Origin of the sequence: Sulfitobacter sp. M22 (genome assembly GCF_021736025.1) — a bacterium.
GTDB classification, from domain to species: domain Bacteria; phylum Pseudomonadota; class Alphaproteobacteria; order Rhodobacterales; family Rhodobacteraceae; genus Sulfitobacter; species Sulfitobacter litoralis.
The window spans coordinates 642,343-656,319 of record NZ_WMEC01000001.1; the positions used below are offsets into that span (position 1 = coordinate 642,343).

Annotated in this window: 15 protein-coding genes and 1 tRNA gene; 10 read left to right on the forward strand and 6 right to left on the reverse strand. The window is 58.9% G+C overall.

Annotated features, from left to right (window positions below; all coding sequences use genetic code 11):
- Positions 1 to 5 precede the first annotated feature (5 nt).
- Positions 6 to 1,544 carry a mannitol dehydrogenase family protein gene (locus GLP52_RS03125; RefSeq protein WP_237271547.1) on the forward strand — a complete coding sequence of 513 codons (1,539 nt, stop codon included), beginning with the start codon at positions 6 to 8 and terminating at the stop codon, positions 1,542 to 1,544.
- Here the strand turns inward: GLP52_RS03125 and xth are convergent.
- The gene (gene xth, locus GLP52_RS03130) at positions 1,511 to 2,293 is read right to left on the reverse strand and encodes an exodeoxyribonuclease III (RefSeq protein WP_237271548.1); all 783 of its coding nucleotides are present in this window, start codon (positions 2,291 to 2,293) and stop codon (positions 1,511 to 1,513) included. The two genes, GLP52_RS03125 and xth, sit on opposite strands and share 34 nt — an antisense overlap.
- A gap of 361 nt (positions 2,294 to 2,654) precedes the next feature.
- Between xth and GLP52_RS03135 the strand changes: the two genes are divergently transcribed.
- On the forward strand, positions 2,655 to 2,882 hold the full coding sequence (locus GLP52_RS03135) for a hypothetical protein (protein WP_237271549.1): 228 nt from the start codon (positions 2,655 to 2,657) through the stop codon (positions 2,880 to 2,882).
- 60 nt (positions 2,883 to 2,942) lie between these two features.
- Positions 2,943 to 4,034 (forward strand): DUF6902 family protein, encoded by a 1,092-nt coding sequence (locus tag GLP52_RS03140; protein WP_237271550.1) that lies wholly within the window; start codon positions 2,943 to 2,945, stop codon positions 4,032 to 4,034.
- 70 nt (positions 4,035 to 4,104) lie between these two features.
- On the opposite strand, the gene GLP52_RS03145 is transcribed toward GLP52_RS03140, so the two are convergent.
- A complete protein-coding gene (locus tag GLP52_RS03145; protein WP_237271551.1) occupies positions 4,105 to 4,428 on the reverse strand; it encodes a HesB/IscA family protein in 324 nt (107 codons plus the stop codon).
- An 85-nt stretch (positions 4,429 to 4,513) separates the two neighbouring features.
- On the opposite strand from GLP52_RS03145, the gene GLP52_RS03150 reads away from it, so the two are divergent.
- The 7 genes from GLP52_RS03150 to GLP52_RS03180 all read left to right on the forward strand — a co-directional run bounded on the left by GLP52_RS03150 (position 4,514) and on the right by GLP52_RS03180 (position 11,301).
- Positions 4,514 to 5,656, forward strand: a complete 1,143-nt coding sequence (locus GLP52_RS03150; protein WP_093733637.1) for a deoxyguanosinetriphosphate triphosphohydrolase — start codon at positions 4,514 to 4,516, stop codon at positions 5,654 to 5,656.
- A gap of 63 nt (positions 5,657 to 5,719) precedes the next feature.
- Positions 5,720 to 7,462 (forward strand): arginine--tRNA ligase, encoded by a 1,743-nt coding sequence (gene argS / locus GLP52_RS03155; protein WP_237271552.1) that lies wholly within the window; start codon positions 5,720 to 5,722, stop codon positions 7,460 to 7,462.
- Between the two features lie 162 nt (positions 7,463 to 7,624).
- Positions 7,625 to 8,542, forward strand: a complete 918-nt coding sequence (locus GLP52_RS03160) for an SPOR domain-containing protein (RefSeq protein ID WP_237271553.1) — start codon at positions 7,625 to 7,627, stop codon at positions 8,540 to 8,542.
- Positions 8,542 to 9,546 (forward strand): beta-N-acetylhexosaminidase, encoded by a 1,005-nt coding sequence (gene nagZ / locus GLP52_RS03165; protein WP_237272638.1) that lies wholly within the window; start codon positions 8,542 to 8,544, stop codon positions 9,544 to 9,546. Before GLP52_RS03160 ends, nagZ begins: the two co-directional genes overlap by 1 nt.
- Positions 9,539 to 10,324: a segregation and condensation protein A gene (locus GLP52_RS03170; RefSeq protein ID WP_093733640.1), complete on the forward strand. Its 786-nt coding sequence runs from the start codon at positions 9,539 to 9,541 to the stop codon at positions 10,322 to 10,324. Before nagZ ends, GLP52_RS03170 begins: the two co-directional genes overlap by 8 nt.
- A 1-nt stretch (position 10,325) precedes the next feature.
- Positions 10,326 to 10,979, forward strand: a complete 654-nt coding sequence (scpB, locus tag GLP52_RS03175) for an SMC-Scp complex subunit ScpB (protein ID WP_093733641.1) — start codon at positions 10,326 to 10,328, stop codon at positions 10,977 to 10,979.
- A gap of 79 nt (positions 10,980 to 11,058) precedes the next feature.
- Complete coding sequence (locus GLP52_RS03180) at positions 11,059 to 11,301, forward strand: hypothetical protein (RefSeq protein ID WP_093733642.1); 243 nt, start codon at positions 11,059 to 11,061, stop codon at positions 11,299 to 11,301.
- Between the two features lie 28 nt (positions 11,302 to 11,329).
- Here the strand turns inward: GLP52_RS03180 and GLP52_RS03185 are convergent, their stop codons facing one another.
- The 4 genes from GLP52_RS03185 to ihfA form a co-directional block, all read right to left on the reverse strand.
- The gene (locus GLP52_RS03185; RefSeq protein ID WP_237271554.1) at positions 11,330 to 12,409 is read right to left on the reverse strand and encodes a 2'-deoxycytidine 5'-triphosphate deaminase; all 1,080 of its coding nucleotides are present in this window, start codon (positions 12,407 to 12,409) and stop codon (positions 11,330 to 11,332) included.
- Positions 12,410 to 12,473: 64 nt separating this feature from the next.
- Positions 12,474 to 12,550, reverse strand: a tRNA-Pro gene (locus tag GLP52_RS03190).
- A gap of 69 nt (positions 12,551 to 12,619) precedes the next feature.
- A complete protein-coding gene (locus GLP52_RS03195; RefSeq protein ID WP_237271555.1) occupies positions 12,620 to 13,597 on the reverse strand; it encodes a MerR family transcriptional regulator in 978 nt (325 codons plus the stop codon).
- A gap of 4 nt (positions 13,598 to 13,601) precedes the next feature.
- Positions 13,602 to 13,904 carry an integration host factor subunit alpha gene (gene ihfA, locus GLP52_RS03200; RefSeq protein WP_093733680.1) on the reverse strand — a complete coding sequence of 101 codons (303 nt, stop codon included), beginning with the start codon at positions 13,902 to 13,904 and terminating at the stop codon, positions 13,602 to 13,604.
- Between the last annotated feature and the right edge of the window lie 73 nt (positions 13,905 to 13,977).

The following is a 13,977-nucleotide window of genomic DNA, read 5'->3' on the forward strand; positions in this document are numbered from 1 at the left end:
GGATCATGGATAAGTTGGTAGACCTCTCAAATGCGACGCTCGGCGATCTTGATATCGTCCGGCCCACCTATGATCGCAGCGCGCTGACGCCTGGCATTGTCCATATCGGCGTCGGCAACTTCCACCGTGCCCATCAGGCGTGGTATCTACACAGGTTGATGCAGATCGGTCAGGCGCATGATTGGGCGATCCTTGGTGCGGGCGTGCGTCCCTATGATGCGGCCATGCGTGAAAAGCTTCTGGCGCAGGATTGCCTGACAACGCTGATTGAACTCGACCCTGCGCAAACCTCGGCAGAGGTTGTAGGATCGATGATCGATTACCTCCCGATCGAGGACGGCAACGGTGCGCTTATCCGGGCTATGGCCGATCCGGCTATTCGCATCGTCGGACTGACGGTGACCGAAAGCGGCTATTACATTGATCCGGTGAGCAAGGGGTTCGACGCGTCCCATACCGATATCGTCCATGACGCTGCGAACCCTGAAACCCCGCGCACGGCCTTTGGGGCCATTGTCGCCGCACTCTGTCTGCGGCGCGGTGCGGGGCAGGGGCCGTTCACGGGGCTGAGTTGCGACAACCTGCAAGGCAACGGCGATATCCTACGACAAACCGTCGTGTCCCTTGCACGGATGTCGGACCCGTCGCTGGCTGATTGGATTGACGCGAACGCCAGTTTCCCCAACTCCATGGTCGATTGCATCGCCCCGGCCACCGGCCCTGCCGAGATTGCGCAGGCGCGGGAGTTCGGCGTGAACGACGCGGCTCCGGTGACGCATGAAGCTTTCCGCCAATGGGTGATCGAAGACGATTTTTGCGCAGGCCGCCCCGATTGGGACAAGGTGGGCGCAACCTTTTCGGACGACGTCCATGCTTATGAGAAAATGAAGATCCGCATTCTCAACGCGGGCCATCAGATTTTGGCGAATGTTGGTGAAGTACTGGGGATCGAGACGATCTCTGGCTGTATGACACATCCAGCGATCCGCGCGATGTTCCACCGTGTGCAGGCTGACGAGATCACACAGACAGTTGCCCCTGTGCCCGGCATGATGCCGCTGACATATCTGGAGTTGATTGAGCAGCGCTTCTCTAATCCGCGCATTGTCGACACCACCCGCCGCGTCGCTTTCGACGGATCGGCGCGGCACGCAGGTTTCGTTCTTCCGATCCTACGCGATCAATTGGCCGCAGGTCGGTCGGTTGCCGGTCTGGCCTTGGTCGAAGCATTCTGGGCCCGAATGTGCGCAGGCACGCGGGAAGACGGCAGCGAGATCGTGCCAAACGATCCGATTTGGGACGCATTGCGCCCTGTTGCCGAAGCTGCGCGTACGCGCCCTGCGGCGTGGCTGGAGCAAGCGCGTCCCTACGGTGATCTGGCGCAGGCCGAGGACTTTAGCGCTGCGTTTTCCGATTGGCTTTCATTGATATGGGCAGAGGGGGCTGTCGCCGCGATGAACACCTATACATCGGCCGACAACCAAGATGGACGGGTTCAACCTGACAGGCCTCAAAGATCGAGGTCGACCCACACCGGCACGTGATCTGACGGTTTCTCACGTCCGCGCACATCCTTGTCGATCTGGCAATCGCGCAGACTGTCGGCGATGGCGGGGCTCAGCAAGAAATGATCAATGCGGATGCCGTTGTTGCGGTTCCACGCACCTGCTTGATAATCCCAAAAGCTGTAGTGCCCCGGCCCTTGGGTCCGCGCACGAAAGGCCTCTGTCAGGCCAAGCGCCAGCAAGCGTCGCCATGCGGCACGGGATTCCGGGCGAAACAACGCATCTTCGCGCCATGCGTCCGGCGTGGCCGCATCTTCGGCCTGCGGAATAATGTTGAAATCGCCGGTCAGCAAAAACGGTGTTTCTTCGGCCAGCAGCGCACGTGCACGGTCTTCTAGGCGCTGCATCCAGGCCAGTTTATAATCATATTTCGGGCCCGGCGCAGGGTTGCCATTGGGCAGATACAGCCCGCACAGCCGGACAGATGAATGATCCCCCACAACGGTCGCCTCGATATAGCGGGCCTGTTCGTCGCTGTCGTCCCCGGGCAGGCCACGGGTCACATCCTCAAGCGCCAGCTTTGACAGGATTGCGACGCCGTTAAACGATTTCTGACCGTGGGTTTCGACGTTATAGCCGCGGTCCTCAAAAAGTTCGCGCGGGAAACCTTCATCGACGGATTTTATTTCTTGCAAGATGGCGACATCAGGCTGCGCTTCGTCCAGCCATTGGGGCAGGGCATCGATCCGCGCTTTGATTCCGTTGATGTTGAACGTGGCGATTTTCATGACAGCCCCCCTTTATTGGTTCGCGCAGCTATCGCGCATACCGCGATATGGGGCAAGGGGGCTGCGCCGGCTTGGCCGGTTTCCGCACGCGATTCGGGTGTAGAGCACGCGTTTATCCAAAGGGGGTAGCGGCGTGGCAGGGGCGTGCAGGATAGGTCTTTAAAGTTGTCTCTAATGTGGAGAAGCCCACGTCGGTTCGCAATTTCAATGGGATCAACAACGTGCCGCATGTGAATGAATTACATCATTAAAATTCGATCTTTTTGACGGCTAGGTTCACGCTGCGCTGTGGTGATTGATGAGGGACGTGCAGCCTCAGGTTTAGCTGCCGATTTCAAAAACCACCTAAAAGGAAGAAAATATGACCGCAATTGCCTACGCCGAAAACACCCTTCCCTCCAGTCGTACCGCTGATGCATCGATGCAACTGGGGGCAGGCACCGGCCTCTATACCACCGGCTTAATTCGTACCGAACGCGACCCGCATTGTGGCCACGGGACCGGATTGTTCACCACCGGATTGCAGTCAGAGCTACAGGCAGCCCCCATGACGCCCAGGGGGATTAGCGGTCTGTTTACCGCTGGCTGATAATCCCGTGTCACCCTGCGCCAGAAACGGCGCAGGGGTAACCAACGAAAAGGGAGTTCTATGTCTAACGTTGTGACACTTTCGTCCGTTCGCGCCCGCGGTATTGCTGCGAAACACGCCGATATAGCAGCGATCAGCCGCATGTTTGCACAGCAGCGCCGTCGTGCTGGCGATGTGTTCTGGCTAAAGGAAAACGCCGAATGGCTTGGGGTGTTGGCAAGCTCGAATATGCCAGCGTCGTCGGGTGCCTTGATGCCCTACGCATCCTTTTATGATCAACTGGAGGAAACGATCCGCTTTTTCCCGCAGTATTACCGTTTTTTCCTGTCGCTGGCCCTCGATCTCGAGGATCTTGGCATGCCCGGAGAGACAGGGTTGCGATTGGTGCACTGGGTCTCGCGTATGCGCTTGGTCGATGGGGAACTATCCGATCTGCAACGCGCTGAGGCAGAGCGGTTGATGGCACGGCGGATGCTCGTCACCCGAGACGAAACCCTGCACGCGCGATTGCGCGGCTTTTTCCTGAGATCAGAAAACTTTGTGTTGCCGAATAAAAAGGCATCTTACGAGCTCGCGCATATTGTTTTCTACCTGTCCGATTATGGGCAACGCGATCCGGTGCTGCCTCTGGCGGCAATTGAAAGCCTGACCTTCGCCAGCATTTTGGCCTATCTGGATCAGGATATGGATTTGTTGGCAGAGCTCTGTGCTGCTTTAAGATTGGCCGGCTCGCCTGCGCCCGTATTATGGGAAGACGCTGTCCGTACTGCCGCAAACGCCTGCCAGATCGTGCCGCACCACGGGGAGGGGGCGGGCGACGGGTATCATATTTATTTGATGGCCGGCTGGCTGTCGCAGATGGCAGGGGCACCGGCGTTCAGCCAAGCGGTGCCACAGGGTCCGGTCTCCATCCGCTACGCGCCACCAGAGGGTGCGCTATTGGGGCTATCCGAAGCTCTTTTCAAAATGGGAGACACGCGGCAATCAGATTGGGCGCGTATGCGTGGGAGGATAATGGCGTCGCTTGCCCCCTCGGCACAAAATATCTTGGCACAGGCAGAGGCGTCCTGCCCGCAGTTCGACGCGTTCTTCGCCCGCTTCGCCCGGGCACCTGTCAAAATGGGGGAAGGTTCGGCACGCGTGCAGCTTTAAAGCGGCCGCATGCTGGCATGAGGCCAGCCTCCGGCGGGAGTTTATTGGGCAAAATGAAACGGGCTGAGTGTTACATTGAGAAGGACGTGCCGCAGCCGCAAGCGCTGGTCGCGTTAGGGTTTTCAATCACGAAACGCGCGCCGATCAGTTCTTCGGAGAAGTCGATGACAGCATTGGCAAGGAAGGGCAGCGAAATGCTGTCGACCACGACTTTTTGGCCGGCACCTTCCAGGATCAGGTCGTCGTCCTTGGGGGCATCGAGCGCGATGTCGTACTGAAAGCCGGAGCAACCGCCGCCTTCTACGGCGACGCGCAGGGCTTTGCCCTCGGCTGCGGCACCGATTTCGGCAAGGCGGTCAAAGGCGCGCGGGGTGACTTGGGGGGGCAGGTTCATTTTTCGGGCTCCGGGGTGATCGGTTTCCATCTGTCTTGTCATACAATATAGAAACCCTCAGGACAGGCCACAAGGACCACCGACTATGCGCGCTTCTTTTGCTTCTGATCCGGCACTGACCCGGGGACGGTTAATACCGGAAGAGGAAAGCACCTTTCGTTCCTGCTTTCAGCGGGACCGCGACCGGATTATTCACGCCAGCGCCTTTCGGCGGCTCAAGCATAAGACCCAAGTGTTCATCGAACATGAAGGCGATTATTACCGCACACGGCTGACCCATTCGATCGAGGTGGCGCAGGTGGCGCGCACGATTGCCGGTGCCTTGGGTCTGAACGCAGAGCTGACGGAGGCTGTCGCGCTGGCGCATGATCTGGGGCATCCGCCTTTTGGTCACACCGGCGAAGATGCGCTGGAGACGTTGATGGCCCCCTTTGGCGGGTTTGATCACAACGCACAGGCCATTCGAATCGTCACCCATCTTGAACGGCACTATGCGGAATTCGACGGGTTGAACCTGACGTGGGAAACACTGGAGGGGCTGGCGAAACACAACGGGCCGGTGACAGGAGTCCTGCCGTGGGCTCTAGCGGCTTATGGGCGGCAGCATGATCTTGAGCTGGATACATTTGCCAGTGCCGAAGCACAGGTGGCGGCGATTGCCGACGACGTGGCCTACAACCACCACGATCTGCATGACGGGCTGCGCGCGGAGCTGTTTTCGACGGATGAACTGGCCGAGCTTCCGATCCTCAAGGACAACTTTGCCGAGGTGGACCGGCTTTATCCCGGTTTGAACTACTACCGGCGTCGCCACGAGGCGTTGCGCCGGTTCTTTGGTGTGCTGGTCGAGGATGTCATTACAGTCGCGCGGACCCGTTTGGCTGAAATGAAGCCCGAAACCGCCACTGATATTCGCATGGCGGGGCGCACGCTGATCCAGTTTTCCGATCCGGTGTTCCAAGACCTCAAGGTGATCCGCGCATTTCTGTTTGACCGCATGTACCGCGCGCCGTCGGTGGTTCTTATGCGCAAGCAGGTGACGCAGGTGGTCGAGGATTTGTTTCCTTATTTTTGCGCGCATACGGATCAATTGCCCAAACAGTGGCGCAAGGACGTCGAGGACGCCGACGGCGATACGGCGCTCGCGCGGATCGTGAGCGACTATATCTCGGGGATGACAGATCGCTTTGCCCTGCAAGAGCACGAGCGGTTGATCGCTAAAGGCTGAACCGCCCTTGATTATGGGCGCATATTCAGGTGATACACGGGGCCAAGTCGAAGGAACCCCGTTATGAACCTATTTGCCGATATCCGCAGCCTTGTGCTGTCCACCCTTGATACGCTGGTTGCCGACGGGTTTCTGCCCGAGGGGCTGAGCTTTGACGCCATCACTGTAGAGCCGCCGCGCGATGCGGCGCATGGGGATATGGCGACCAATGCCGCGATGGTGCTGGCGAAGCCGGCCCGTATGAAACCGCGCGATATCGCCGAGAAGCTGGCTGCAAAGCTGGGTGAGGATGCGCGGATTACTGCGGCTGATGTGGCGGGGCCCGGTTTTTTGAACCTGCGGCTAAGCGCTGCGGTCTGGCAGGGCGTTATTGGCGCGGTTCTGGGGCAGGGGACTGATTTTGGCCGCGGCGATCTGGGGCAGGGCAGGCGCGTGAACGTTGAATATGTATCCGCCAACCCGACCGGCCCGCTGCATGTTGGCCACACTCGCGGGGCGGTCTTTGGGGATGCGCTGGCGTCGTTGCTTGATTTTGCGGGCTTTGATGTCACGCGCGAATACTACATCAACGATGGCGGGGCTCAGGTCGATGTTTTGGCGCGCTCTGTCTATCTGCGGTATCTTGAGGCACACGGCCAAGAGGTTGCTTTCCCCGAAGGCACATACCCCGGCGACTATCTGGTCGACGTGGGCGTGGCGCTGAAAGACAAGGTGGGCGACGCTTATATCGATAAGGATGAATCCGCCTGGCTTGAAGATGTACGCAATTTTGCCACCGACGAGATGATGAAGCTGATCCGCGAAGATCTCGCCTCTCTCGGGGTGGAGATGGATGTGTTTTATTCCGAAAAGTCGCTTTATGGCACGGGCCGGATTGAATCCGCGATTGATGACTTGAAAGCCAAAGGGCTGATCTATGAGGGCGTGCTTGAGCCGCCAAAAGGCAAGAAGCCCGAAGACTGGGAACCGCGCGAGCAGACGCTGTTCAAATCCACCGCGCATGGCGATGATGTGGACCGCCCGGTGATGAAATCGGACGGCGGCTGGACCTATTTCGCGCCCGATATTGCGTACCACTACGACAAGGTGCAGCGCGGCTTTGACATGTTGATTGACGTGTTCGGCGCGGATCATGGGGGCTATGTCAAACGGATGAAGGCCGCGGTGTCGGCACTGTCGGAAGGGGCTGTGCCGCTCGACATCAAGCTGACGCAGCTGGTCAAGCTGTTCAAGGACGGCAAGGAATTCAAAATGTCCAAGCGGGCAGGGACATTTGTGACCCTGCGTGATGTTGTTGATCAAGTGGGCGCGGATGTGACGCGTTTCGTTATGTTGACTCGTAAAAATGACGCGATGCTGGACTTCGACTTTGCCAAAGTGCTTGAGCAATCGCGCGAAAACCCCGTTTTTTATGTGCAATACGCCAACGCTCGCGTGCATTCCGTGTTGCGCAAGGCGGCAGAGGCCGGCGTCGCGACAGATATTGAAACGCTTCAACGCGCCGATCTAAGCAAGCTGGACCATGAGGCAGAGCTGAAACTGGCGCAGAAGCTGGCAGAGTGGCCGCGGATGGTCGAGACGGCGGCGCGTAGCAACGAACCACACCGGATCGCGTTCTACCTTTACGAACTGGCGGGTGATTTCCACGGGCTTTGGAACCGTGGCAATGACGTACCAGAGCTGCGTTTCTTGCAAGATGATGCGGCGGTCTCGCAGTCGAAAATCGCCCTTGCGCAGGCCGCAACGATTGTAATTGCGTCAGGTCTTGGTATTCTTGGGGTTAAGCCAGCGGAAGAGATGCGTTAACGCACACACGCTGGTCAGGCAGGTTCAAAAAACAGACCCGCGCAGGCGATGCCGGACGCGGTCAGTGAGGCAGAAATGGCAGATTACACGTCCTCCTCCCAGGGTGGGGGGTATTCCTTTGAGCATGACACCGGACTAGGCCCGCAAACACCGGCTAAGCCTTTGACAAAGTTTGCAAACTTCGCAGGTGCTGCGCTTTCTATCACCTTGATCATCGGGATCGGGGTGTGGGGCTACAAGCTGCTGGTGCGCGATGTGACGGGTATTCCGGTGGTCCGTGCGGCCCAAGGCGATATGCGTGTGCGTCCTGAAAATCCGGGCGGGCAACTGGCCGATAACCAAGGGCTGTCGGTCAACGCCGTTGCCTCTGAAGGGACGGCGAACCAGTTCGCTGAACAGTTGATACTGGCCCCCAAACCATTGGATCTGGAAGAAGAAGACCAGCCCATCCCCGTCGCGATGGTTGCACCTGTGCAACAGGCCCCTGTCGCCGCTGCGCCAGCGGTAGACGTTGTAGCGGCGTTGCAAAACGGGGATGTGGACGGTCTGGTTGCCTCTCTTACGGATGGGATGGAGCCACTGGAAGACCAGGAAGATGGGACTGCGCTGCCAGAGCCGATGAACGCGAGTGCCACGATGGATGTGGATCCGCTCGAAATGGCGGTGTCGAACGCTGTGGCCGTGGCCATGGGTGAAGAGCCCGGCGTACGTGCATCCTTGCGGCCACAAAATCGGCCCGGTGGCCGCATGGTTGCGACCAAAGCATCCTTTGAACCCGCCCCCGTGGCTGCGGCAGAAGTCAAAGAGCTGTCGCCCGACAGCCTGCCCACGGGCACACGTCTGGTGCAACTGGGCGCATTCGATTCACCGCAGATCGCACGGGCGCAATGGGTCCGTTTGAACGCGCGTTTCGGCGCCTATATGGAAGGCAAAGACCGCATCATCCAAGAGGCCAGCAGCGGCGGTCGGACGTTCTACCGTCTGCGCGCACATGGGTTTTCGGATATTGCGGACGCGCGGCGCTTTTGTTCGGCGCTGGTTGCTGAAAACACTGACTGCATTCCCGTCGTTACACGTTGATGCGGTACGGGGCGACAATACTGGATGCGTCGGGGCTGCGGCTGACGGCGCAAGAAAAGGCGTTGTTTCGCGCCGTAAAACCCTTTGGGTTCATTCTGTTTGCACGCAATATCGACACGCCTGATCAGGTACGTGCCCTTTGCGCTGAAATGCGCGACGCGGCGGGACATGATGCAGTGATTACCGTCGATCAGGAAGGCGGACGGGTGCAGCGTCTGCGTGCGCCGCAGTGGCGCGATTGGTCGGCTCCGCTTGATTTTGTGCAGGCTGCGGGCAGCCATGCGGCAGAGGCAATGTATCTGCGCTTTCGTCTGATCGCGCATGAGCTGCACCGCGTCGGCATCGACAGCAATTGCGCGCCGATGGTCGATGTCGCTGGCACGCAAACGCATGAGTTTCTGCGCAACCGATGCTATGGCACGACGCCGGACGTGGTCGCGGCTTTGGGCCGTGCGGCAGCAGACGGCATGTTGGCGGGCGGCGTACTGCCTGTGGTCAAACATATGCCCGGACACGGGCGCGCCACGATGGACAGTCATTTTGACTTGCCCTTGGTGGATGCGCCGCGCGAGGCGTTGGACCCCCATGATTTCGCGCCCTTCAAGGCATTGTGCGACCTGCCGATGGGAATGACAGCGCATCTTGTTTATGACGCGATTGACCCACGTCCTGCCACGCTGTCACCGGTGATGATGAACCTGATCCGCGAGGACATCGGCTTTGACAATCTGATCATGACCGATGACATCTCGATGAAAGCATTGGCGGGTGAAGTAGACCAGATTGCGGCTGATGCGTTGTCGGCGGGCTGTGACGTCGTTCTTTATTGCAACGCCACATTGCAAGACCGCGCCCGTGTGGCCGAGGCAGCAGGCGAAATGACCGACGCTGCGCAAACCCGTGCAGAACGGGCGCTGGCGATGCGCCGTGAGCCTGATGATGTCGACATTCCTGCCCTAAGCGCCAAGATCGACACGCTCTTGGGCGGGGCGGTAAATGGCTGATACGGTCATGGACGACGGGCAGACAAAAGTTGCTGAACGGCGCGCCGCCGAGGCGCTGATCGTGGATGTCGACGGGTTCGAGGGGCCTCTTGACCTGTTGCTGACGCTTAGCCGGACCCAGAAGGTTGATCTGCGCAAGGTTTCGGTGCTGCAATTGGCGCGGCAATATCTGATGTTCGTCGATAAGGCCAAGGCCCTGCGGCTGGAACTGGCGGCGGACTATCTCGTCATGGCGGCGTGGCTGGCGTTTTTGAAATCGCGTTTGCTGCTGCCGCCTGACCCCAAAGACGAAGGCCCCTCGGGCGAAGAGTTGGCCGCGCATCTGGCGTTTCAGCTGGAACGTCTACAAGCGATACGAGACGTCGCCTCGCAGCTTATGGCACGTGATCAGTTGGGACGTGATTTTTTTGCCCGCGGCCAGACCCAGGAAATGCAGCAGACCCGCCGCGTGACGTATACCGCGACCTTGCTGGACCTGATGCAAGGTTATGCCCGCATACGGACGCGCGACGAGTTTCGTCCCTTTGTGATGGATCGTGAAAAGGTTTTTACGATGGAGCAGGCGCTTGAACGGATGCGGGGTCTCATCGGGTTCGAGGGCGATTGGTCCGACCTGACCCGCTATCTGCCTGAAGGCTGGGGCGAAGAACCGGCAATGCGCCGCTCGGCGACGGCATCAACGTTTGCAGCGTCGCTTGAATTGGTAAAGGAAGGGCACCTGGAAATCCGCCAAGAGGGGATGTTTGCCCCGATCCAGTTGCGCAAGAAGGATTACTGACGTGGCCGACCCCGCCCAACAAACTGAAGAAAGCCTGTTTGACGCGCCACCTCTGGCCGAACAAGAACGCATGATCGAGGCGATCCTATTTGCCACCGCAGATCCCATGTCCCTGCGCGAGATTGCAGCCCGTCTGCCCCACGGCTGTGATCCTGCCGAAGCGCTGGTGCATCTGCGTAAACGCTATGCCGGGCGGGGGGTGCAGCTATGCCGGATCGGGGATGCCTATGCCATGCGCACGGCCGCCGATCTGGGGTATTTGATGCAGCATGAGACAGTCGAGATCCGTAAACTGTCCCGCGCCGCGATCGAGACGCTGGCGATCATTGCCTATCACCAGCCTACCACCCGTGCCGAAATCGAAGAGATCCGCGGCGTGTCGGTATCGCGCGGGACTTTGGACCAGCTTATTGAACTTGACTGGATCCGCTTTGGCCGCCGCAAGATGACGCCCGGCCGGCCCGTGACCTTTGTCGTGACCCAAGAGTTTCTGGCACATTTCGGGCTAGAAAGCCCGCGCGATCTGCCAGGTCTACAGGAGCTCCGCTCTGCCGGGCTGCTCGAGGGGCGTCCCGCATTCAGTGCAATTCCGGGTGTCGATAGCGACGAAGAACCAGAGGCCACCGAGGGCCAGAGCGAGCTGTTCGAGGATTAATCCCCACGGGCCTGAAAATCGCCGCAAAGGATGCTATATTAAGCTCGGATATAGACCTATGCGGGAGTGAAATCACGAAATGAACCAGATTGTGAACATGATCATGCGTCGCTTTATGGGGCGATTGATCAATAAGGGTATCAATATCGGCTTTGACCAAGCCTCTAAACTTGGGAAGGGCCGGAAAGCTGCGCAAGGTCGCGATAGCGATGCCGTGCCACCAAGCCCTGCTGAAAACGCACGGCGGAATAAAGCCGGTAACCAACAGGGAAAGCAGGCGCGCAAAATGGTGCGAAACATGCGCAAGCTGACGCGGTTCTAGCAACCGGCAGCGCGCCCTGACGCTGACCTTAACGCGGTGGGCTGAAATGCTTGCTTAGCTTGAGCCCTTGCCCCTGATAGTTCGACGCGATGCCTGCGCCGTAGAGCTGGGTTGGCACTTGGGTCATTTTCTCGTAGACGAGCCGCCCGACAACTTGACCGTGCTCAAGCACAAAGGGGGCTTCGTGACAGCGTACTTCGAGCACGCCGCGTGACCCTGCACCGCCTGCGGACGCATGGCCAAACCCGGGGTCGAAGAACCCTGCATAATGCACCCGAAATTCACCTACCATCGCGAGGTAGGGGGCCATTTCGGCGGCATATTCGGGGGGGATCGTCACGGCCTCGCGACTTACCAGAATATAGAACGCGCCGGGATCGAGGATAATCTGGCCATTGTCGCTGTGGACCTCTTCCCAGTATTGGGCAGGCGCGTAATAGCCGAGCTTGTCCAGATCAATCACACCGGTATGCGGCTTGGCACGATAGCCAACAAGCGTCGTATCAGGCAGCCGCAGATCGACGGAAAAGCCCAAACCATCGTCGATCACGGCCTCGCCATCGACCAGCGGTGTATTCGCATGCAAGGCACGCAGGGCGTCATCATCTAACGTCGCATCCCCGGTCGAGAACCGTATCTGGTTCAGCCGCATACCGGGGCGTACCAGCACCGAAAACGAGCGCGGGCAAATCTCGGCGTATAACGGGCCGGTATAGCCTGGCGCGATGCGATCGAATTCCGTGCCACCGTCAGTGATTGTCCGTGTGAGCAGATCCAACCGCCCGGTAGAGCTTTTGGCGTTGGCCGCCGCAGAGGTGCCTTGGGGCAGGGCGAGGGTCTCCATCAGCGGAACGACGTAGACACAGCCCTTTTCCAGCACAGCGCCTTCGGTCAGATCCACGCGGTGCATCTCGAACTCAGTCAGACGGTCTGCCACCTTGGCACCGTGTCCTGCAAGGAAAGAGGCACGTACGCGGTAAGCCACTGTACCCAAACGCAGATCAAGGCTGGCCGGTTGAATTTGAGCGTCATCAACGGGCGGTGTGCCGATGATCTGACCCGATGCGATCATGTCGGTGATATGCTGGTTGGGAACTACGCCGATCATATCCGGGCCTTTCAAATGCAAACACCCGCACCCATCAGGGTACGGGCGTTTGTTGTATGTCGGTTGGTCGGGCTAGCAGGACTCGAACCTGCGACCTTCCGTCCCCCAGACGGACGCGCTACCAGGCTGCGCCATAGCCCGACATGAGGCGTTTCATACCTGATAAAACCGGGCGCGCAAGGGGGAATTGTTGCAAATCGCACGGGCAGCTTAGACTTTTGTACGACGCAGCACATCAGCGCGCATGGAATCCCGTAATTCGGCCAAGCGGTTAAGCAATGGCGCAATATCCTGAGCCGATTCCTGTGACAGATCGCGGCACATCAGCGCCGCGGACAGCACAGAGGGTTTTGCCGGGAACGCGTCTTCTGCCAGCAGCGGGGGCAGGTCGATCACGCGTGGCTTTGGGCCAGCCTCAAGTGGTTCTTCTTGGTCCTCGTCATCCTCAAAGATGTTGTCGACGGTATGATCGATATCTGCCTCTGGCGGTAGCGCAGATGCGGCAGGTGTCTTGGTCACTTCGTCTTCGACTGGTGTCGCGCCTTGCGGTGCAGCAGGCGCTTCGTCAGGCGTGTTGTCGCTTGGCGGCACGGGTGCAGAGGTCATCGGATGGCGCAAGAAACTTGGCAGGTCTTCGTCGATGCCTTTATCCAGCGCGGATGGGGTAGGCTCTGCTTCGGCGGGGGCTTCGCCCTCAACCGGCGGAGTAGAAGGTGGGGTGTCAGCTTGCGCCGTCGGTGGCTCTGGCGCGTCGGGAGCTGGGGTTTGTTGCGGGTCTGAACCTTTTGCTGCCTTGCCCGCGCGCGATTCGAACGCAAGCACAACGCCTTCATGGGTCTGCTCTGCATCTTCGTGCATTGGTGCCATGTCGATGGTGTCGCCAGCCGTGGTCAGATCCTCTGGGGTGACGCCTTCAAGAGGGGCGGAAAGCGCGGCGACATGGCCCATGCCTTCCTCGCGCAGGACTTTCTGAACGCCTTTGATCGTCAGCCCGTCTTCGTGTAACAAACGTTTGATCCCGCCAAGCAGCAGCATATCATTGGGGCGATAATATCGCCGCCCGCCTGCACGTTTGATCGGTTTGACTTGTGTGAACTTGCTCTCCCAGAAACGCAGAACATGGGCCTGAATTTCAAGCCACTCTGCAACTTCTGAGATGGTTCGGAATGCATCCGGGGACTTGGGCATCAGGTTATCGCTTGTTCCCGTCTGCGACCCGGTCCTTCATCAGATGGGACGGGCGGAATGTCAGAACGCGGCGCGGGTTGATCGGGACCTCTTCGCCGGTTTTAGGGTTCCGACCCACGCGGGCCGATTTATCCCGCACAGAGAAAGTACCAAAAGAGGAAATTTTGACCTGCTCGCCATCGACCAGCGCGTCGGACATATGATCCAGCACAGATTCGACCAGCTGTGCGCTTTCATTGCGGGAAAGACCTACTTCACGAAAAACGGCTTCGCTTAAATCCATTCGGGTCAACGTCTTGTCGGCCATAACTTCCCCCATGTGTTTTAAGCAGCATAGGCTGTCATTTTTCCGCAAGTCAACAACTATGGGGCGTAACGTG